At 40.3% G+C, this 21,269-nt stretch carries 18 protein-coding genes; 3 read left to right on the top strand and 15 right to left on the bottom strand.

Going from position 1 to position 21,269, the window contains the following annotated elements; all coding sequences use genetic code 11:
• Positions 1-101: 101 nt before the first annotated feature.
• The 7 genes from pfkA to CFT42_RS01715 form a co-directional block, all read right to left on the bottom strand.
• Entirely contained in the window at positions 102-1,061 is a 960-nt protein-coding gene (pfkA, locus tag CFT42_RS01745) for a 6-phosphofructokinase (RefSeq protein WP_088808880.1), read from the bottom strand.
• Between the two features lie 255 nt (positions 1,062-1,316).
• Positions 1,317-2,273 carry an acetyl-CoA carboxylase carboxyl transferase subunit alpha gene (gene accA, locus CFT42_RS01740; RefSeq protein WP_088808879.1) on the bottom strand — a complete coding sequence of 319 codons (957 nt, stop codon included), beginning with the start codon at positions 2,271-2,273 and terminating at the stop codon, positions 1,317-1,319.
• The gene (gene accD, locus CFT42_RS01735; protein ID WP_088808878.1) at positions 2,263-3,147 is read right to left on the bottom strand and encodes an acetyl-CoA carboxylase, carboxyltransferase subunit beta; all 885 of its coding nucleotides are present in this window, start codon (positions 3,145-3,147) and stop codon (positions 2,263-2,265) included. The genes accA and accD overlap by 11 nt, the downstream gene beginning before the upstream one ends.
• Before the next feature lie 207 nt (positions 3,148-3,354).
• Positions 3,355-6,684, bottom strand: a complete 3,330-nt coding sequence (dnaE, locus tag CFT42_RS01730; RefSeq protein ID WP_088815244.1) for a DNA polymerase III subunit alpha — start codon at positions 6,682-6,684, stop codon at positions 3,355-3,357.
• A 107-nt stretch (positions 6,685-6,791) separates the two neighbouring features.
• A complete protein-coding gene (locus CFT42_RS01725; protein ID WP_088815243.1) occupies positions 6,792-7,727 on the bottom strand; it encodes a DHH family phosphoesterase in 936 nt (311 codons plus the stop codon).
• Between the two features lie 18 nt (positions 7,728-7,745).
• Positions 7,746-9,059 carry a CBS-HotDog domain-containing transcription factor YtoI gene (ytoI, locus tag CFT42_RS01720; RefSeq protein ID WP_088809075.1) on the bottom strand — a complete coding sequence of 438 codons (1,314 nt, stop codon included), beginning with the start codon at positions 9,057-9,059 and terminating at the stop codon, positions 7,746-7,748.
• Between the two features lie 17 nt (positions 9,060-9,076).
• On the bottom strand, positions 9,077-9,760 hold the full coding sequence (locus CFT42_RS01715; RefSeq protein WP_088815242.1) for a metal-dependent hydrolase: 684 nt from the start codon (positions 9,758-9,760) through the stop codon (positions 9,077-9,079).
• A 215-nt stretch (positions 9,761-9,975) separates the two neighbouring features.
• Between CFT42_RS01715 and CFT42_RS01710 the strand changes: the two genes are divergently transcribed.
• A complete protein-coding gene (locus CFT42_RS01710; RefSeq protein ID WP_088815241.1) occupies positions 9,976-11,073 on the top strand; it encodes a M24 family metallopeptidase in 1,098 nt (365 codons plus the stop codon).
• Positions 11,074-11,123: 50 nt separating this feature from the next.
• Here the strand turns inward: CFT42_RS01710 and ald are convergent, their stop codons facing one another.
• Entirely contained in the window at positions 11,124-12,254 is a 1,131-nt protein-coding gene (gene ald / locus CFT42_RS01705) for an alanine dehydrogenase (protein WP_088815240.1), read from the bottom strand.
• Between the two features lie 286 nt (positions 12,255-12,540).
• Here ald and CFT42_RS01700 point away from each other — a divergent pair, with 286 nt between their 5' ends.
• Complete coding sequence (locus CFT42_RS01700; RefSeq protein ID WP_088808872.1) at positions 12,541-12,999, top strand: universal stress protein; 459 nt, start codon at positions 12,541-12,543, stop codon at positions 12,997-12,999.
• Positions 13,000-13,062: 63 nt separating this feature from the next.
• Here CFT42_RS01700 and CFT42_RS01695 read toward each other — a convergent pair whose 3' ends face one another.
• From CFT42_RS01695 to sppA, 6 genes are all read right to left on the bottom strand, one after another.
• A complete protein-coding gene (locus CFT42_RS01695; protein WP_088815239.1) occupies positions 13,063-14,631 on the bottom strand; it encodes a restriction endonuclease in 1,569 nt (522 codons plus the stop codon).
• Positions 14,632-14,779: 148 nt separating this feature from the next.
• The gene (locus CFT42_RS01690; RefSeq protein ID WP_088809074.1) at positions 14,780-15,976 is read right to left on the bottom strand and encodes an acetate kinase; all 1,197 of its coding nucleotides are present in this window, start codon (positions 15,974-15,976) and stop codon (positions 14,780-14,782) included.
• 10 nt (positions 15,977-15,986) lie between these two features.
• Positions 15,987-16,997 carry a class I SAM-dependent methyltransferase gene (locus CFT42_RS01685; RefSeq protein ID WP_088808870.1) on the bottom strand — a complete coding sequence of 337 codons (1,011 nt, stop codon included), beginning with the start codon at positions 16,995-16,997 and terminating at the stop codon, positions 15,987-15,989.
• 208 nt (positions 16,998-17,205) lie between these two features.
• Positions 17,206-17,703 (bottom strand): thiol peroxidase, encoded by a 498-nt coding sequence (tpx, locus tag CFT42_RS01680; protein ID WP_088815238.1) that lies wholly within the window; start codon positions 17,701-17,703, stop codon positions 17,206-17,208.
• A 53-nt stretch (positions 17,704-17,756) separates the two neighbouring features.
• The gene (locus tag CFT42_RS01675) at positions 17,757-18,272 is read right to left on the bottom strand and encodes an RDD family protein (protein WP_244169918.1); all 516 of its coding nucleotides are present in this window, start codon (positions 18,270-18,272) and stop codon (positions 17,757-17,759) included.
• A gap of 7 nt (positions 18,273-18,279) precedes the next feature.
• Positions 18,280-19,296: a signal peptide peptidase SppA gene (gene sppA, locus CFT42_RS01670; protein WP_088815236.1), complete on the bottom strand. Its 1,017-nt coding sequence runs from the start codon at positions 19,294-19,296 to the stop codon at positions 18,280-18,282.
• 165 nt (positions 19,297-19,461) lie between these two features.
• Between sppA and CFT42_RS01665 the strand changes: the two genes are divergently transcribed.
• Entirely contained in the window at positions 19,462-20,262 is an 801-nt protein-coding gene (locus CFT42_RS01665) for an NAD kinase (RefSeq protein WP_088808866.1), read from the top strand.
• A gap of 46 nt (positions 20,263-20,308) precedes the next feature.
• On the opposite strand, the gene argF is transcribed toward CFT42_RS01665, so the two are convergent.
• Entirely contained in the window at positions 20,309-21,265 is a 957-nt protein-coding gene (gene argF, locus CFT42_RS01660) for an ornithine carbamoyltransferase (RefSeq protein ID WP_088815235.1), read from the bottom strand.
• Positions 21,266-21,269 lie beyond the last annotated feature (4 nt).

The raw sequence follows: 21,269 nt of genomic DNA, 5'->3' as shown, positions 1-21,269 counted from the left end.
CTTTTTTGTGCAACTTGACAATCTCCACATTTTCATGAATTATTTTCATAAATCTTCGCGAAAAAAGGCCACCAAAGTTCGTCCCGGTGACCGAATTTCAATTAAATCGAAAGAATCGATGCCAGTTTAAACATGTCATCATCCAATTTATGTTTTTCTTTTAAAATTTCTGTAATGTCGTTTTCCACGATTTTATTTTCACGGATTCCGACTGCCAGACCACCGCGATTTTCAATCAATAAATCAACCGCACGTGACCCTAAACGGCTTGCTAAAACACGGTCAAAGGCTGTTGGGCTACCACCACGTTGTACGTGTCCAAGAACTGTTACACGTGCGTGATAATCGCCGTATTCAGCAAGGCGGTTCGCAAATTCATTACCAGACATTACGCCTTCAGCAACAACAATAATACTATGTTTTTTACCGCGTTCACGCCCTTTATTTAAGCGAGCAACAATTTCGTCCATTTTAAATTCTTCTTCTGGTACGATAATAGCTTCTGCTCCGCCTGCAAGACCAGACCAAAGTGCGATATCACCAGCATCACGGCCCATAACTTCAATAATGAAAGTACGTTCATGACTTGTCGCTGTGTCGCGAATTTTATCGAGCGCATCCAATACCGTATTAAGCGCAGTATCAAACCCAATCGTAAAATCAGTTCCAGAAATATCGTTATCAATCGTTCCAGGAATTCCAATGGTTGGGAAGCCGCGTTTTGTGAGCGCTTCAGCCCCGTGATAGGAACCATCTCCACCAATTACAACAAGACCATCAATTTGATGTTTTTTCAGTTGTTCGATTCCTTTCAACTGACCTTCTTCTGTAGCAAACTCCGGATAGCGAGCTGAATACAAGAAGGTACCACCACGTTGTACTTTATCGCCAACAGAGCCAAGTTCAAGTTTATGAATATTACCGTTCACTAAACCAAGAAAACCATAATTAATTCCGTAAACTTCTAACCCTGCATAAATAGCCTTACGAACAACAGCACGGGCTGCAGCATTCATACCTGGCGCGTCCCCGCCACTTGTTAAAATTGCAATACGTTTCATCTTTTACTACCACCTCAGAAAATGATATTTTTCCATTACACGCTCTTATTTTACATGAAAATACATAAAATGAAAAGTATGAATACAGACTTTTTACAAATCTTTTCCTGTTTGAAAAATATTGGTTAAGTATGCGCAAACAATTAGTTTCGCGATTCCAAGTTAATTGGTCTATACAAAAACAAGCTTGCTAAAAAGCTCACAACATAAAAAGAAGCATGATACGTTTTGCAACAAAACATACCACGCCCAATTTTACATATCGGCATATACGCCAATTTTTTTAAATTTTGTATAGCGTTGTTCTATTAATTGTTCTTTCGTAAAGGATGTTAATGTGCGAATTGATTTGGCTAGCGTTTCATCAATCCGTTTCGCCTGTTCCTTAACATTTTGATGCGCACCGCCTAGAACTTCTGGAATGATACCATCTGTAATGCCTAAGTCAAATAAATCTTCTGCCGTAATGCGCATCGATTCTGCCGCTTTTTTCGCCATGCTCGCATCTTTCCATAAAATCGCAGCAGCGCCTTCTGGTGAAATAACGGAAAAAACCGCATTTTCTAACATGAAAATTTGGTTACCTAAACCAAGCGCAAGCGCCCCTCCGCTACCACCTTCACCAATTACAATGGAAATAACGGGAACTTCTAAATCGCTCATTTCATAAAGATTGCGCGCAATAGCTTCACTTTGTCCGCGTTCCTCAGCAGCGCGTCCAGGATATGCCCCTTTCGTATCAATAAAACAAATAATCGGCCGCCCAAACTTATTGGCTTGCTTCATAAGACGCAGGGATTTTCTAAAACCTTCTGGGTGAGGCATACCGAAATTACGATATAAATTATCTTTCGTATCTTTCCCGCGCTGATGTCCAATGACCGTGACCGGAATGCCGCGGTATTTAGCCACGCCACCAACAATCGCTGGATCATCGCCAAAATAACGATCACCGTGCAGCTCCATAAAATCTTCAAACAAAAGATTGATATAATCAAGCGTTGTCGGACGCTCAGGATGTCTCGCTACTTGAAACTTATCCCACGCAGACATGTTGCTATAAATATCATCTTCAAGTTTCGCTAAACGATGTTCAAGTTTTTCAATTTCCTTTGTAAGGTCCACATCTGACTTTTCATTGTACTCTTTTAAGTCAGCAATTTTTGTTCGCAGTTCGAGTACTGGCTGTTCAAAATCCATTTCATTCGCCATTTGATTCGGTCGCCTCCTCACCTGGTTTTTGGTGAAACTCTAGCAGAAAACGCAGTTTCTCTCTTAGTTCCAGTCTTGAAATGACCGCATCAAGTTGCCCATGTTTTAATAAAAATTCTGCGGTTTGAAAATCTTCTGGAAGTTCTTCGCGCACTGTCTGTTCAATGACTCGTCTACCGGCAAAACCGATTAGCGCACCTGGTTCCGCAAAGTTAAAATCGCCTAGTGAGGCAAAACTTGCCGAAACGCCGCCTGTCGTCGGATGCGTCATCACCGTAATAATGAGCCCTTTATGATTGCTGAATCGTTTGAACGCCGCCGATGTTTTCGCCATTTGCATAAGGGAAAGCATTCCTTCTTGCATGCGCGCACCACCTGATGCCGTAAAGATGACAAAAGGCTCTCCTGTGCGGTCCGCTTCTTCTACCGCTAACAAAATCTTCTCCCCAACAACAGATCCCATACTCGCCATACGGAAACGTGAATCCATGACAGCAACAACAAGCGGCTGCCCATCAATTTCTGCATGCCCCGTTAAAATGGCTTCATTTAAATCGGTTGTTTCTTTATCTTTCTCGATTTTTTCCATGTAATTTTCAAACCCAAGAGGATTTGCTGCTGTTAGTTCTGGATTCAGTTCACGAAAAGAATTCTCATCTACCAACATTTCAATTCTTTTTCTGGCTCCGATAGGATGATGAAAACCACAATGACTACACACCATCAAATTTTTCTCGAGCTCTTTGGTGTACATAATTTTTTTGCATTTTGGACATTTGGTCATAATCCCTTCAGGAACATCGCGTTTCGCTCCTTCAGTAGGAATGGCCGCATATTTTTTCTTCTTTGGCTTCGTAAATAAATCTCCTAACAAAGATGAAACCTCCCCTATCTATGCTTTTTAAATTATCCATAACGAAAATAAAAATATATAAGTGCTTAAAATAACTGCTACGGATAGGAAAATTATTTCTTTTAAAGAAACAGCAGCCCACTAAAATGCGTTAGCAGACTGCAAGCATCGTTTTCCACTCTAAACTATACCATATTTTTATATCGTATAGGAAATGAAAAAATTATTTTACTTGAACACAACATTTTGTTCTCCTAGCCAATCTTTTAATTCTTTTTCTAATTTGGTTGAAAAGGTTACGTTTAATTTCGCGGGGAGCGCCATCGTTTCGCGCGTTCCTGAAAGATGGACGACAACAACCGATGGCCCTGGATTCGCTTTTGCAAGTTGACGTATTTTTTCAAGTGCTGATTTCTCTTCCACTTTTAAAAACAACCGTTTTGGAAACTCCAAAGAATCCAGTGTTTGCACGTGTTGCACAACCGCCTGAAGTTCCCCGTTCCGCTCGTCCATTTTAACTTGCAACGCAACTAAACTCCCTTTTTCAGTGAGCGCCGCAAATTGCCGATATGCTTCGGGGAATAACACAGCACTCAATTCTTTACTATCATCACTGATGGTCAAGAAGCACATGTTTTCCCCTTTTTTCGTACGAATGATTTTTTGATTTAAAATATAGGCCCCAATTGTAGCTTTCTGTCCTTTTTTTAGTTCATGAAGAGCTGGCATGTTTAGTTTCTGCATTTTATCTTGATAGCGTGAAATCGGGTGTGAGGACACATATTGCCCCGTATATTCTTTCTCAAGCTCTAGCATTTCCTGCTCAGTTAAAGGCGGCACTTCGCGGTACCGCGGCTTGATGGATTTTAGGAAATCATCATCTTCCGTAAATAAATTCATACCTTTTTCATCATTTCCAAGTAAATTCGTAAATTGAAGCGCCCCGTCAATGGACGCGATGAGCGTTGCGCGCTCTTTACCAAACTCATCAAAACAGCCCGCATAAATGAGCGCTTCTAAAATGATTCGCGTCATCATTTTGCTTGGCATGCGCTCACAAAAATCAAAGAAATCTTGGAACGGCTTTATTTTACGCTCTTCGATGAAAGCCAAAATAAATTTATTCGGCACTTTTCGAATGACGCGAAAACTATAACGAATGGCGTCTCCTTCTACTTGGAAATAATAATGACTTTTGTTGATACTAGGCGGAAGCATCGAAATGCCGTATTTTTTCACTTCCGTTACATATTGACTGATTTTCGCATCATTTCCGAAAACCGAACTAAGTAAGGCGGACATAAATTCTGCGGGGAAATGGGCCTTTAAGTAGGCAAGCTGAAACGCGATTTTGGAATAGGCTGCGGCATGACTGCGGTTAAAGCCGTAATTGGCGAAGCGCACAATCATATCGTAAACTTCATTTGCACTCGATTCCAAATAGCCTTTTTTGACGGATCCAAGCACAAAATGTTGGCGCTGCTCGTTTAAAACGTCGGCTTTCTTCTTGCTGACTGCACGGCGAAGTAAATCGGCCTCACCAAGCGAGAACCCTGCCATTTGATTCGCCACTTGAATAATTTGTTCTTGATACACGATAACGCCATACGTGACTTCTAAAATCGGCTTTAAATCGGGATGTGGGTATTGGGCGGCTTGTTTGCCATGTTTTCGCGCAATAAACGTGTCGATTTGCTCCATTGGTCCTGGACGGTAAAGCGCATCAACCGCCACAATGTCTTCAAAGGAAGTCGGCTGCAAATTGCGGAGCACACGCCTGATGCCGTCTGATTCAAATTGGAACACACCCGTTGTATCACCGCGTCTAAACAATTCAAGCGTTTTTTTATCGTCTAAAGGAATGTCTTGAATGGTTAAAGACAATTTGCGATTGTAGTTTACTGAACGCAAAACGCGATCTAATAAACTTAAGTTACGCAAACCTAGAAAATCCATTTTAAGCAAACCAATAGCTTCTAAATCATTCATCGGGTATTGCGTCAAAAGGGCATCGTTACTGCCCGCCTGTAGCGGTACTTGGCTCACTAGCGGCTTGTCCGAGATGACGATGCCGGCTGCGTGCGTTGAAATATGGCGCGGCAAGCCTTCAAGCTGACAAGCGACGTCCCATATCATTTCATTTTCTTTTGTGCTCGCAATATGTCGGTCAAGGCGGTCGTTTAGCTCACGTGCTTTCGCAAGCGTAATACCAAGCTGATTCGGAATTAATTTCGCCCACTCCGCAAGTTGTACAGTGTTTAAACCAAATGTTCGTGCCGTATCACGAATCGCCGCTTTCGCCGCAAGCGTTCCAAACGTGCCGATTTGCGCAACATGTTTCTCACCGTATTTGTGAACGACATAAGAAATAACGTCATCGCGTTTATTATCTGGGAAATCCAAGTCAATATCGGGCATCGTCACCCGCTCAGGATTTAAAAAGCGCTCAAATAGTAAATTGTACAAAATCGGATCGACATCGGTAATCTGCAAGGCATACGAAACGAGCGAACCCGCAGCAGAGCCACGCCCCGGTCCCGTTAAAATATCGTGTTCCCGTGCATATTTCATCACGTCCCACACAATCAAAAAGTAATCCGCAAAACCCATTCGAACAATGACATCAAGTTCGTAGGAAAGCCGCTCCTCGTATTCAGGACGGCCGTCAAGCCCGCGCGAGACGAGCCCAGCTCTTGCCACTTCTTGCAAAACGTCTGGCGCAAGTTCCCCTTTTTCTAAAGGAAAGCGAGGTAAAAGATGTTGGTGCATAGCGACTTCTGCGTTACACCGGTCCGCTATTTCGCCAGCCCGCATTAAGGCCTCCTGCTCAAAACTAGACGTGTAGTCGCGTGCCATTTCATCAGGACTTGCAAAATAAGTTGGCCCAACGAGTTCGAGTGATGTCCAATCGACCGTTTGATTATCGCGAATAGCCTGCAAAACCGTGGTCGCTTGTATGTCTTTTGGCCGCATGTAACGCACATTTTTCGATGCGACAACGAAAAGCCCATTGGACTGCGCAAATTCGGCAACAGCCTGTGCCATATTTGCCTGATGCTTCTGAAGCGTCAAATAAAAATTAGTCTCACCAAATATACTTTGCCATTCTGAAACAACTTCTAGTGCGGCAACTTGATTTCCGTCTAAAAGTAGCTGTTCAATCTCACCTGTTCGTCCGGGCGAAAGCGCAATAATCCCATCGCAATAAGAGCGCAGCCATTTTAGTGGCATCTCCTCGCCTTCTTCTCGCGTTTTAATTGCACTAGCTATTTTTAAAAGGTTGTAATAGCCTTCTGTCGTTTCGGCAAGTAAAACAAGTTCGTATGTGTTTCCGGGATTTATGACACCTTCAATATCAATGGTCATCCCAATTATCGGCTTAATCCCTTCTTTTTTGCAGGTCGTATAAAATTCAATCGCTCCGTAAAGCGCATTTTTATCTGTAATTGCTAACGCAGAATAATGGTAATCTTTCGCCGTTTGGACGAGTTCTGAAATTCGCGCTGTGCTCGACAGCAAATGATAGGCGCTCGCCACTTGTAAATGAACAAATCCCACTATCCTCGCTCCTTTCGAGTTGTTCTCCTTTTATTATAGCTTTTGCATGCAAAAAAAGAAAGTATGTTCGTAAAAAAAGGGGGTGTCAATTTGACAGCCCCTTTTGGTCATGCGCGTTCACAAATTTGATCAAGTTTTTGTTCCATTTCCGAAACTTCCTCTTGCGTATAAACAGTTGCACCAGATGCAAGTGGATGTCCGCCGCCCCGATATTCTTTGGCAAGCCCGTTAATAATTGGTCCTTTTGAACGGAGGCGAGCGCGAATTTCTTCACCATCCTCAACGAACATTATCCACGCCTTTAAACCTTCAATGTTTTCAATAGAACTGACTAAATCAGAAGCTTCTTTTGCGGAAACATCAAATTTCTTCAAAATTTCTTTGGAAATATAAATGGTTGCGGCCCCGTTTTGATGCATGTTGAGATTTTCGAAGATATAGCCGGATAGTTTCACGGTTTTAAGCGGTCGCTGATAAAGGTTTTGAAATAGCATGAATCGATCAAACGGAAAGGTGACAAGTTTTGCGGCTAGGCGCAAAGTCTCTTCTGTTGTACTTTGATATAAAAATCTGCCCGTATCGCCAACTATGCCAGCAAAAAGGAGTCTTGCCGCAGTTTCATTCAAAACAAGCTCTTCCGAGAAGCTTTCGTAAAAAGAAGTGATCATTTCGCTGCACGAAGAAGCGCTCGTATCAACCCATAGTAAGTCGCCGTAAGCGTCGTCGTTTGGATGGTGGTCTATTTTGATTAATTTCGCGCCGCTTGAATAACGCGCATCATCAATCCGTTCAGTATTGGCTGTATCGCAAACGATAACAAGTGCACTCGCGTATACTTCGTCTGGAATCTCGTCCAGTTCGCCTAAAAAAGATAGCGTCGGTTCAGGAGTACCAACTGCAAAAACCTTCTTTTTTGGAAAAGTAGCGCGAATGATTTCCGCTAGTCCCATTTGTGAACCGTAGGCATCTGGATCGGGGCGTACATGTCGATGTAAAATAATGGTTTCATACGCTTTGATTTCATCTAAAATTTTCTTTTTCATTTCTACACCTCTTTTAAGTTAGCGCTCCATCATTTGGCAAGCGACAATGGCTTTTCCGGTTAAAATACCTTCTAAGTATAATTCAACGTCAAGTTTCCCCGCTTTTCGTCCCATTTCAAGAACACGCGGCTTAATGGAAAGAGTCGCATCCATTTGAACCGGTTTTAAAAAGTACATCGTGACGTTTTCGATAGCGACATTTCTTTTTTTCATCGTAAATAATTTTTGTTGCACGACATCGCAAACGAGCTGCGTGAACACACCGTATGACAACGTTCCAAGTGAGTTGGTCATTTGCGGTGTCACTTTAAATTCATACGTATGTTCTTGGTCGTCCGTTTCTTTTTCATCAAGTTGTTTTGCAATGGTATCATCAATTGTTTCACCAATTTGAGGTTGTTTTTGAATCATTTGCATCGATTTTAAAATGTCTTGGCGGCTAACAATGCCAAGTAAAGTTAAATCATCTTTTACAACAGGGATAACTTCAATGCTTTCCCATACCATCATATGCGCCACAGAGGCTACGCTCATTTTTGATCCAACCGTCAGCGGGTTCTTTGTCATGACGCGTTCAATTGAGATAGCTTGATTTTTATCAATCACATCTTTATTTGTAACCATGCCAACAAGACGATTCGCTTTATTGACAACTGGAAAGCGACTGTGCCCTGTTTTTTCTTGCAATTTATGCCAATCAGCAACTTTTCCAGATGTGTCTAAATAAGCAATGTCTTCAAGCGGTGTTGAAATATCTTCCACGAGAACGACTTCTTTTTTGATTAATTGGTCATAAATGGCGCGGTTAATCATCGTTGCGACTGTAAACGTATCGTAAGAAGTTGAAAGAATCGGTAATTCTTTTTCATCTGCTAAACGTTTCACTTCATCGTTTGTATCAAAACCACCTGTAATCAAAACGGCAGCGCCTCTATGTAGTGCCAGTTCATGTGCACGTTCGCGATTTCCGACAATGACTAAATTTCCAGCGTCGGTATAGCGTTCCATCGCTTCAACCGTCATCGCACCAATGACGAATTTATTCAGTGATTTATATAAGCCTTCCCGTCCACCGAGCACTTGACCATCAATCATATTGACTATTTCAGCAAATGTTAATTTTTCAATACTATCTTTTTGCTTCCGTTCAATTCGGAGTGTTCCAACTCTTTTTATCGTTGACACGAAACCGATAATTTCTGCGTCTTTAATGGCCCGATAAGCGGTACCCTCACTAACAGATAGATTTTTTGCGATTTTTCGCACCGAAATTTTTTCGCCAACAGCAAGATTTTCAATGTATTTTAATATTTGTTCATGTTTAGTAGCCAATTTTTTCACCTATTCCTTTAAACTTCGATTTCGTCTCCTATTTCCATCACTTTTCCAGTAATATTCGCAGATAGTGAATTTACAAACGCTTCGGCATTTTGTTCGATAAGTGGAAATGTATTGTAATGTATTGGAATAACTGTTTTCGCCTGTAAAAAGTCAGCCGCAATTTTGGCATCATCTGGTCCCATCGTAAAATTATCACCAATTGGCAAAAAGGCTAATTCAAGCGAATTTCGTTCGCCAATTAGTTTCATATCGGAGAAAAGGCCCGTATCGCCAGCATGGTAAACAGATTTTCCTTCCAAAGTAAAAACAAATCCATTTGGCAAACCTAAGTTGACAATTTGACCGTCTACAACGGTAGAAGAACCATGGAAGGCTTGTGTCAATTTAACCGTTCCAAAGTCAAACTCCCTTTTTCCCCCAATGTGCATGGGTGCAATATTTTGGACGCCTTGTAAACTGAAAAAAGCAGCGAGTTCTGCGTTACAAATTATCGTTGCACCTGATTGTTTGGCGATTTCCACTGTGTCCCCAACATGATCATCATGTCCGTGAGTTACCGCGATATAATCTGGTTTTTGTTCCGCTACAACTAAATCACATGCTGGATTGCCTGAAATAAAAGGATCAACGAGTATTGTCCGTTCGCCCGTTGTCATTTTGATACATGACTGCCCGTGAAATGAAATTTTCACATTCAAAACTTCCCTTCGCATTTTTTGTGTTATAAACTGCTATAGTATAGATGACAAAGCTACAGCAAAAATAAAACGAACCACTGATATACATAGCTTTATCTGTACCACTCTAATTTTATATTTATTAGAATAGAAAAGCAACTGAAAGCGTGCGAAAAGCTAAAAATCGTGCTATGATGAAGAGGAACTCGCTTCGGAAAGAAGGTAAAAAAATGGAGAAAAATATTGATGTTTTAGAAAATTGGTTAAAAGAGCAAAATGCCTCGGCTGCCTTTATTACCGAGCCAGAAAACATTGCGTACTTCACAGGCTATCACAGCGATCCACACGAACGCGTACTCGGATTAATTGTTTTTGCAGACCATCCGCCGTTTCTATTCACGCCCGGTCTTGAAGTCGAAGATGCTAAGACGAGCGGCTGGAAACACGATGTTTACGGCTACAGCGACACCGAAGATCCTTTTAAAATCATTGCCGAACAAATTCAAGCTCGGGTTAAAAATCCGACCAAGATTGCGCTTGAGAAAAACCACATTACTTTGGACCGTTTTGAGCAACTTTCAGGCAAATTCAGCTCCACTTCTTTTGTGCCAATTGAGCATAAAATCCAAATGATTCGCCTTGTCAAAACACCAGACGAACTTAAAATTTTAAAAGAAGCCGCACTCCTTGCTGATTATGCCGTTCAAGTTGGCATTGATGAAATTGCTGAGGGGAAAACGGAAGCCGAGATTGTGGCCAAAATCGAATACGAAATGAAGAAAAAAGGCGTTTCTAAAATGAGTTTTGATACGATGGTTTTGACCGGCAAGAATGGCGCACTTCCACATGGAACACCGGGTGACACAAAAATCAAAAAAGGCGATTTAGTCCTATTTGATTTAGGGGTTGTTCATAAAGGTTATTGTTCGGATATTACGCGCACAGTTGCGTTTGGTGAGATTTCCGCGGAGCAAAAGAACATCTACGATACGGTTTTAGATGCGCAGCAAAAAGCGATTGCGAAAGTTCGCGCTGGTGCGCCGGCTAAAGAGCTCGATTTGACGGCTCGAAACACGATTCGTGACGCTGGATACGGCGATTATTTCCCGCACCGGCTTGGACACGGTTTGGGTGCTAGCGTTCATGAATTCCCTTCTATTACGGAAACAAATGATATGCCGCTTGCGGAAAATATGGTCTTTACAATCGAGCCAGGTATTTATGTTCCGGGTATTGCAGGCGTTCGGATTGAAGATGATATTGTGGTGACAAAAGAGGGATATGAAATTTTAACGGAGTTCCCGAAAGAATTATTAGTGATTCATTAAGAAACAAAAAACGAACTTTTCAAGAAACGAAAAGTTCGTTTTTTGTTTGCCTATTTCGCTGTTGTATTATTTAAGAGTGTGCTTAGCTCCTTATAATCATAGCCTAAATCGCGGGCTACTGCTTGATAAGTGACGTTTCCTTCAAAGGTATTGACACCTTTATAGAGATGGAAATCGTTCGTCACGGCTTGAATAAGACCTTGGTTCGCCAGTTTTAAGCCATATTGTAATGTTGCGTTTGTAAGTGCCATTGTTGATGTACGCGGCACGGCACCTGGCATGTTTGCTACTGCGTAATGAACAACACCATATTTTTCATAGGTTGGATTGTCATGAGTTGTCACGCGGTCGCTCGTTTCAAAGATGCCACCTTGATCGATGGCGATATCTACTAAAACAGAGCCTGGTTTCATTTGTTTAACCATATGTTCTTTCACGAGTTTCGGTGCTCTTGCTCCGGGAATTAAAACGGCGCCGATGACGAGATCGGAATTTTTCACGGACTCTTCAATGTTGAAATCGTTACTCATTAACGTCGTAACATCATTGCCAAAAATGTCGTCTAATTCGCGAAGACGATGCAAATTTAAATCTAAAATCGTGACTTTGGCACCTAAACCAATTGCAATTTTAGCAGCATTGGTTCCTGCCATACCTCCGCCAATAATGGTGACATTGCTCCGCTCAACCCCGGGCACACCGCTAAGTAAAACGCCCATGCCACCGTGGATTTTTTGGAGAAACTGCGCACCAATTTGGGTCGCCATTCGTCCTGCCACTTCACTCATTGGACTTAGAAGTGGTAACGAGCGGTCATCGAGTTCTACGGTTTCATACGCCACACTGTTTACTTTATTTTTAACTAAAGCTTCGGTTAGTTCTGGTTCGTTCGCTAAATGTAAATATGTGAAAAGAAGCAAGCCTTCACGGAAATATTGATATTCAGAAACAATCGGTTCTTTTACTTTTACGACCATTTCAGCAGCCCAAACTTCTTTTGCTGTGTCTACGATTTTCGCCCCTGCACTCGCGTAATCAGCATCATGAAAATTCGAACCTAAACCCGCATTTTTTTCGACTAAAACATGGTGTCCAGCATTAACGTAAGAAAGTACGCTAGCTGGTGTCATTGCAACTCGGTTTTCATTGTTTTTTATTTCTTTCGGTACACCTATAATCATTTAAAACCTCTCCTTTTGTAGTGAAATATACCCACAGTTAACCGCTTACATTTAAATTCTAACACAATATTCCTAAATTGAGCAATAATAAAACTTCAATTTTAACAAATTTATTCATCACGTCATGCCCTGCCTTTATGCGCTTTTTATCACAATCTTTTCCTATGCAAAAGGATGAATAAACTTACCTCTTCTTATTCAAAAATTTTCGCCATTTTTGTGGTTGTTTTTTCCAAAAAGGGGTAAAATATAAAGTATAGAAAAAATTATCTTGGGAGGTTATTTTATGTTACAACAATACAAACGAATTCTAGTAGCGGTGGATGGATCAAAAGAAGCGGAGCGCGCGTTCCAAAAAGCGATTCAAGTGGCAAAACGAAATGATGGTTCCCTTGGACTTGTTCATGTTATCGATACACGTGCTTTTTCATCAGTGGCGAATTATGACACGAGCATGGCGGATAAAGCGACAGAATATGCGGATGAACTTTTAAGTGGTTATAAAGAAGATGCTTTAAAAGCTGGCGTAACAAACGTAGAAACTTACATTGAATATGGCTCCCCGAAAACAGCGATTACTAAAGAAGCTGCAAAAGCATTCCAAGCTGATTTAATTATGTGTGGTGCAACCGGTTTGAATGCGGTTGAACGTTTACTTATTGGTAGTGTTTCTGAGTACATTATTCGTCACTCCCCTTGCGACGTGCTTGTTGTGAGAAATGATGAACCTGAGTATGTAGAGTAAAAAAAAACGACTAGGATAACCATAGTCGCCAATGACCTTAGATGAAATTGTCTAGGGTCTTTCTTATTTTTCTTTTAAATCAATTCGAATATTTTCATATCCATGCTCTGATAACATGCTTAATAAATTATTCCCATTTAACAAAGAAATAGGCTTGTTTCTAGCGAATTCATAGGAATCAGGGCCATAGTCAGAAGTTGTTACTAAAATCCCTTTTGTAGCACCTTCGTTCATGATAGTTCCATACAAATCTCTAACTGCAGAAACACCAACTAAATTTGTATACCTTTTAGCTTGAACAATAAACTTCCCACCTGTTATAGGGTCTGAATCAAACATTACTGCATCAACACCACCATCTTTAGAAGAACGAGTAGTTTTGATTTCAATTCCTTTTTCCGTAAATACTCTTTCAAACAACTCTCGAACAAGATGTTCAAATTCCTCCCAATTCATCGTAGCGAGGTTTGTACCATTAATTTTTTCTCCAATAGATTTTGATTCTACAAATCTTTCATCTTCCCGATTTAATGTAAGAATCGGAACAACTGGAACTAAATCATTTAGATTCGATTTGGCAACACCTTTTAATTTTCTAAAGCATTCTTTCGGTTCAACTCTGCTTAAGTTTAGTTCTTGAAAATCTTCCTTGTTAGTTTGTAGACTCATAAGACAAAAATTCTCTAGATTTCCTGTTGCTTGATTGATATCCTCTAACCAACCGTTTATTACAACAGAATCGATATGCGCGTTTTCATCAGCTTTATAGATAACATTTGTCACCTCTAAAATAAGGCTATATAGCAAGTTATTGTATACATCATTTATTTGTTTTTCAGAAATTTGTGATTCAGTAAACTCTTTTCTAGATTGGACATACTTCATTAACTTAAGTCTAGGAATAATTTCTCGGGTTGGTAAATAATAATCAACGAGAAGTATTTTACCTGTTTCTCTGTATTCTATGTTAGATAATGTTTCTAAATCAAAATCATATATCAAGCTTTCAAATACACGGTTATAATATAATTCAATGCTTTCCTGCTTGCCCATTATTAAACCATCTTCTAATTCTTGAATATATTTATTATGCTCATCTTGTTTTTTTAGAAATTCCTCTTCGCCTTTCAAATATACAGTTAAATCTGCTTCATATTTTTTATATAAACTTGCATTGTACTCTTCAACTTTTTTGAGCTCACTATCCCATTTAATTAATGCATTATCATAGGCTTCCTTTTTCTTTAATTGCCTATTATTCGATAATTTATCTACAAAATTATATTTTAAAACAGGTTTTTCTGGATTATTCTTAGTAACAGGTGGAACAGGTTTTTCATTTAAAAATGGTGTTACTTCTTTTAAATCTTGAAAATTCGACGCCTCACTGTCAAATTGAATCGTATCAATGACATTGTTCAACGCCTCTCTTTCAGATTGTACTTCTTCAGTGGTTGATTTTGCATATTCTATTGCACGTTCTTTTTCATAAGCTAACTGTTGTTTTTCATACTCCTTTTGCCTTTTGATTTCTTCTTTACGTCGTCGTTCTACTTCTCTAGCGTTTGCTCTCGATTGACGATCGACTTCTCTACCTATTTTCTTCATTGTACTGTAAAAGCTTTTTGCCATGTTGCTTCCTCCCCATTTGTAGTTAATTCATTTTAATATAATTATATCAAATTAACTGACTAAAAAACAAAGATATATAGGGGAAAATAAAAGAAGTGGAGTCAAGCACTAATACTCTGCTTGAATTCCACTTCTATAAATCTATTCATTATGCGCGCTCAGCTTTAATCCGTTCAACATCACGTGCAATCATTAATTCTTCATTTGTTGGGATAACAATAACTTTAACTGGCGAATGCGGGTAGTTTAGGAATGCTTCTTCGCCGTGAACTTGGTTAAGTGCTGGATCCCAGTAAACGCCCATGAATTCTAAGCCGCGTAAAACACGTTCACGAATGAAAGAACTGTTTTCACCGATTCCAGCTGTAAAGATGATAGCATCAACACCGTTCATGCGCGCTGCATAAGAACCGATATATTTATGGATACGGTCAACAAAAACTTCCAGCGCCAAATCAGCGCGTTCGTTTCCTTTTGAAGCTTCTTGCTCAAGGTCACGAAGGTCGCTTGAAATACCAGATACCCCAAGCATGCCTGATTCTTTATTCAAAACGTCTAAAACTTGTTCAGCCGTTTTTCCCGTTTTTTCCATAATGAAAGGAATAAGTGCTGGGTCAATGTTTCCTGAACGAGTTCCCATGGAAACCCCTGCAAGTGGCGTGAAGCCCATTGAAGTATCCATCGATTTACCACCTTCGATAGCAGCGATACTTGCGCCATTTCCGAGGTGACATGTTAATAGGCGTAATTCTTCTACAGGACGACCTAGAAGCTCTGCCGCACGTTCCGATACATATTTATGACTTGTACCGTGGAAACCATATTTACGAATGCCATAATCCTCATAATAGCTATACGGCAAGCTGTATAAGTAGCTCGCTTCTGGCATCGTTTGATGGAATGCTGTATCAAATACAGCAACCGAAATAATATTAGGTAAGATTTTTTTGAAAGCTTTAATTCCGGTTACGTTCGCAGGATTATGAAGCGGCGCAAGCTCGGAAAGCTCTTCAATATCTTGAATAACTTGTTCATCAATAAAAATAGAATCAGGGAATTTTTCTCCACCATGTACAACACGATGACCAACACCTGTAATTTCATCATAAGATGCGATAATGTTGTTAGAAATTAATTTTTCTAGTAGCATTTGAACGGCTACTTCATGATCCGGAATATCTGTTGTTTCGGTGATTTTCTCTCCGTCTACAGAAATCGTGAAGATTGAATCCTTTAAGCCAATACGTTCGACAATACCTTTCGTAATGACTTCCTCAGAGGGCATGTCATAAAGTTGAAATTTGAGTGATGAGCTTCCAGCGTTAATCGCAATTGTTTTTTCCATTTTGTTTTGTTCAATTCCCTTCTCGTTTATTTTCACGGAACCAATCTTCAATCTGTGCCAAGATCGGCGCAGTAATGCGCGGATCAGAAAGTGAAGATAGATTGGCCAGTAAAACTTCTTTTGGTTTACGGACATTGTCTCCGTCTTTTTGTAACATTAAAATGCTTTTTCGTGCTTCTTCTGACTTAAATAGAGAATCAGGTAACTTGATGATTCCTTGCATATAGCCATATTTTTTTACAAAGCGATCTAGTTTTGCAAAATCGGCTGTGCTAAACATGGCATCTGGCACAAGGAAAAATAAATAGCCGCCTGGTTTTGTGTAACGCATCCCTTGCTCGATAAATAAATAGTGAGCAAATGAATGTCCGTCTGTTCGGTGTAACTCAAAATCTTCCGCACGTGTATCATTCGGATAGTAGCCAATAGGCAAATCGCTGATCACAACATCTACTGGATCAACTAATAAATTGCTAAGACCATCCTGATGAATCAAATTGACTGGTACACCTTGCAAATCAGCACTCACAAGGGCAAGCGAAATAAGCAAATCATCCACTTCGACACCAGTAGCCGCAACCGAAACGTTATCTTTTAATGTCAGTTGGTTCATCATCGTTGTTAACAAGTTGGCCGTTCCAACAGCTGGATCAAGCACAGTGATTTGTTCTCTTGATTTCATAGCCTTTTCCACTAAATACGTTAAAATAAAACCAATCGAATCCGGCGTCATTTGATGATTCATTTGAATTCCATGCTTCATGCCTTTTAAAAGCGCGAGTTGAAAACTTTTACGAATATCTTCTGCGGCAAAATCCGCTAATTGAATGGTGTCATATTGCGCCATCAATTTTTTGACTTGCTCATCGGATAATTCGTCTTTTTGCAAAACTTCATGTTGAAATAAATTCTCGCTAGTTTCATAAACGGCTTCCAAATAGCTCATTTCAAGTGCATTTTGCAAAATAATTGCCGTTTCATCAAGCACTTGGAATATTTCCGGAGTTGCTGTATTTCCCAAAAATAACACCTCGAATTTTTTTCATTACTAACACCACAAAATATTATACAGCATTTCCTACCAACTTAAAAGCATTTTCTTTTAAAGAAAAATGCTCTTTTAATACAGTTTCTAGGCAAAATTGATACAGGAAAACAGCTCCCTATCACAAGACAGAGAGCTGTTAAACAAGAAGCTTTACTATTTGCCATCAAGGCGACTGGTTTTATTAGGCTTGTTTAGCACTTTCAATCGCTTTTTCATAGTTTGGATGATTCGTTCCCTCTGGCACATACTCCGCATAAACAATTTTACCTGATGCGTCTACAACAAAAACGGCACGGGCAAGCAAGCGTAACTCCTTCATAACAACCCCGTAAGCTTCTCCAAACGACAAGTCGCGGTGATCAGAAAGTGTAATCACGTCTTCAAGTCCGGAAGAAGCACACCATTTCTTTTGGGCAAAAGGTAGGTCAACCGAAATCGTTAACACAACCGTATTTTCTAACCCACTCGCCTCTTCATTAAAACGGCGAGTTTGTTGTGAGCAGACACTCGTATCAATCGATGGTATGACGCTAATGATGCGCACTTTGCCGTCAAAATCATGTAGCGTGACTGGTTCTAAATCCCGATTTAACACCGTGAAATCAGGCGCCAATACTCCAACTTTTTGTTCGCTACCTAGAAGTGTTACCGGATTCCCTTTAAATGTAACATTTGCCATAAAAATCTCCTCCTTTAGCTTTCCACTTCTCTATTGTAGGGAAAATTTGTCCTTCAAGCCATTAATCTGCTTTCAGAAAGCGCCATTAAATTTTCATGGACAACGGCTGTTTTTTCCATCAAATCTGCAACACCTTGCTTGTGCGGCGTAAAGGCAACAACGAAGTAAAGCGGCAAAATGGTTTTTTGGATAAATCTCAAGGCACCTTCGCGAAATAAAACGTTGAGCCATGTTAATTTTTCGCCGTCTTCTCGAATGACTTTTAACCCAAAAATTATTTTCCCAAGTGTTTGCGCGAAAAACTTTGTCATTAGAATAAAATACAGCAAGAAAAGAATGGTTTTGACGAAACCAACCAAACTAAAAAGTCCGCCTGACATGTCAACTTGTAATACGCGCAAAATCGGATTGACAATTATCCCATTTAAAGCGGCAATCACAATTAAATCCACGATATAGGCAAAAAAGCGAATCCAAAATCCGGCGAAATAGGGTTTTGGTATTTTCCGAAAAGGTGAACTTGGCGCTTCGTAATGATAAACTTGTCGTTCTTTTTCTTCCAAAATAATCCCCTCCTTATTCTCCGTAAAGATACATCATGCGTGGTGCTTCAAGCGTGCCGGTTTGTTTCATAATCGCGATTAAATCAGCGTTTTTTCCGCTTAGCGAAGTAGCGGCGCTTGAGAAGAAACTGCTAAAGCCTGTTGGTGTATCATATTTAAAAACCGTTGCGTCTTGTAGATCATAATCTTTTTGTAAAGCGGCGAGAGCGGTTTCTTGATAGCCGAATTCATCAATCAAGCCGTTTTCCTTTGCTTGGCGACCATCATAAATCCGACCGTCGGCGATTTTTTTCACTTCTGCTTCTGTCATGTCGCGTCCTTCTGCGACAACTTGAACGAATTCATTATAGGAATCATCAATCATACGTTGCATAATTTGCTTCTCTTCAGAGGTCATCGGTCTTGAGCCACTCATGATATCTTTATATTCACCACTTTTAATGGTATTGTCAGAAATTCCTACTTTTTTCATCAATTCACTATAATCATAGCCACGCATAATAACGCCGAGCGACCCAGTTAACGTTTCTTTACTTGCGAAAATTTTGTCGGCCGGTGCCGAAATATAATAACCGCCTGATGCGGCCATACTTCCCATCGAAACGTAAAATGGAATTTTTCGTTCAGCTTTAATTTGCAAGATTTTATCACGAATTTGTGCGGATTCCATCACTCCACCACCAGGTGAATTGACATAAAGCAATACAGCTTTCACTTTGGTGTCTTTTCGAACAGCTTCAAGCTCTTCCATAAATGTAACATGATTATAACCTGTTGAACTAAATAACGATGCGTCTTCTCCCGTGTTTTGAATGGTGCCATCTACAGATAAAATCGCTACCTTATCGGCATCTCCGGTTTTAATTTCTTCTTCTGTTAATTCATTGTTAGAAAGTAGCGAACTCACAACGCTTTTTGTACGCTGTTCTTCCTTGTCACTCGTTAAAAATGTAGAGGTGATTTTTGCAACCCCTGAGATGATGACGATAACAAAAACAAGTAACAGTGCAATCCATCGTTTAGCATTCATTATTTTCTCTCCTTTTTTATTTACAGATAATGTAAGTGTATCAAGAGAAAAACATCTCGACAACTAAAAATTTTCAGTTTTAAAAAGCAATCTTTTGAAAAGCATGATATGATAATAAAGAAGATTTTCTACTAAAATTTTGAAATTGCCACTGGAGGGACAAACATGTCAAAACAAATTTTCCACTTTTCTTACCGGAAAACCGAAGAACTGCATAAAATCGCGAAAGATTTAAAGAAAATCACAACAGATTATGGTTTTGAACTAACAGAAGACTATCAAAAAGCAACCGTTATTATTAGTATCGGTGGTGATGGTGCTTTTCTAAAATCCGTTCGTGAAACAAATTATCGTCAAGATTGCTTATACGCTGGGATTGCTCTAACTGAACAGCTTGGTCAATATTGCGACTTCCATATCCATCAATTAGATGAAATCATCAAAGCGGCTTCTGAGGAACGCTGGCTCGTTAGAAGATATCCAACGATTTACGGAACCGTGAACAATACGAAAGCTTTTTATGTACTAAATGAGTTTAACATTCGTTCTTCAATTATCCGAACGCTAACCATGGACCTTTACATTAACGGTAGCCACTTTGAAACATTCCGTGGCGATGGCATGGTTATTTCAACGCCAACTGGAAGTACGGCTTACAATAAGTCTGTTAATGGCTCTATTGTTGACCCTTTACTCCCTTCTATGCAAGTTAGTGAACTAGCATCACTCAACAACAATCGTTTCAGAACGCTCGGTTCATCGTTCATTTTAAGTCCAAAACGCAAACTTAAAATCGTCCTAGGTTCTGAAGGAAACAATGAATTCCCTCTTATCGGCATGGACAGCGAAGCACTAAGTATTCAACACGTCCACGAAATCAACTTAGAAGTCGGCGACCGTTTCATCAACATTATTAAACTTCCAGACAACTCTTTCTGGGACAAAGTAAAACGCAATTTCTTATAATGAATAAAAGAACCTGCCAAATGGTAGGTTCTTTACTTATTAAAAATCAGCGTACAGATTCTTTTAAAACGGCAACTAGCAAAGCTTTTTGCGCATGCAGCCGATTACCCGCTTGCTGATAAATAAGCGAATGCAGCGGATTATCAATGACCTCACTACTCACTTCTTCGCCGCGGTGTGCAGGTAAACAATGCAGGAAGTGATAATCTGGTTTTGCGTGGCTTGCTAGCGTTTCATTTACTTGATAATTTTCCCCAAAAGTTTGTAATCGTACTTGATTTTCCTCTTCTTGCCCCATGCTCGTCCACACATCTGTGTAGATGAAATCGGCATTGTTTACTGCTGTAACTGGATCGGCAGTGTGCTCTATACTTGCCCCACTATTTGCCGCGAGTTGCTTCGCGAGCGCCAGAATGTCAGGACTTACAGCGAAATTTTCTGGCGTTGCAAACGTCATATCAAGCCCCACCTTCGCACAGGCAAGGAGTAGCGAATGACAAACATTATTTCCGTCGCCAACATAAGCCAGCTTTACGCCATCAAACCGATCTTTCACTTCAAAAATGGTGAGTAAATCCGCTAGCGCTTGGCACGGGTGATGCAGATCGGTCAGCCCATTTATAACCGGGATTTTAGCGTGCGTCGCAAGTTCTTCAACATTTTCATGACTGAACGTTCGAATCATTATAGCGTCCAAATATTCATCAAGCACGTTAGCCGTATCGATAATCGGCTCGCCCCGCCCAATTTGAAGCTCTTTTGCGTTCATCACAATCGCTTGTCCACCAAGTTGCAAAATCCCCGCCTCAAACGAAACACGCGTCCGCGTTGAAGGCTTATCGAAAATCATGCCAAGAATTTTCCCGCTAAGCGCGTGGCTATAATCGGCAGGGTTTGTTTTCATATCAAGTGCGACCGTAAGCAAATCCAAAATCTCCTCTTTTTCCCATTCCAAAAGTGTCAATAAATCTTTCCCAACTGTTTTCTCCGCTTTTATTTGCATGTTT

The sequence above is a fragment of the Listeria goaensis genome, assembly GCF_900186125.1.
GTDB lineage: Bacteria > Bacillota > Bacilli > Lactobacillales > Listeriaceae > Listeria > Listeria goaensis.
This window is presented reverse-complemented; position numbering and strand designations above follow the sequence as displayed.

Excerpts from the sequence above, each read along its gene's own strand:
- ald (WP_088815240.1), bottom strand. The coding sequence starts at position 12,254 with ATGATTATAGGTGTACCGAAAGAAATAAAAAACAATGAAAACCGAGTT.
- accA (WP_088808879.1), bottom strand. The coding sequence starts at position 2,273 with ATGGCGAATGAAATGGATTTTGAACAGCCAGTACTCGAACTGCGAACA.
- CFT42_RS01725 (WP_088815243.1), bottom strand. The coding sequence starts at position 7,727 with ATGAAAAAGAAAATTTTAGATGAAATCAAAGCGTATGAAACCATTATT.
- CFT42_RS01710 (WP_088815241.1), top strand. The coding sequence starts at position 9,976 with ATGGAGAAAAATATTGATGTTTTAGAAAATTGGTTAAAAGAGCAAAAT.
- tpx (WP_088815238.1), bottom strand. The coding sequence starts at position 17,703 with ATGGCAAATGTTACATTTAAAGGGAATCCGGTAACACTTCTAGGTAGC.
- sppA (WP_088815236.1), bottom strand. The coding sequence starts at position 19,296 with ATGAATGCTAAACGATGGATTGCACTGTTACTTGTTTTTGTTATCGTC.
- CFT42_RS01700 (WP_088808872.1), top strand. The coding sequence starts at position 12,541 with ATGTTACAACAATACAAACGAATTCTAGTAGCGGTGGATGGATCAAAA.
- CFT42_RS01690 (WP_088809074.1), bottom strand. The coding sequence starts at position 15,976 with ATGGAAAAAACAATTGCGATTAACGCTGGAAGCTCATCACTCAAATTT.
- CFT42_RS01695 (WP_088815239.1), bottom strand. The coding sequence starts at position 14,631 with ATGGCAAAAAGCTTTTACAGTACAATGAAGAAAATAGGTAGAGAAGTC.
- argF (WP_088815235.1), bottom strand. The coding sequence starts at position 21,265 with ATGCAAATAAAAGCGGAGAAAACAGTTGGGAAAGATTTATTGACACTT.
- pfkA (WP_088808880.1), bottom strand. The coding sequence starts at position 1,061 with ATGAAACGTATTGCAATTTTAACAAGTGGCGGGGACGCGCCAGGTATG.
- CFT42_RS01665 (WP_088808866.1), top strand. The coding sequence starts at position 19,462 with ATGTCAAAACAAATTTTCCACTTTTCTTACCGGAAAACCGAAGAACTG.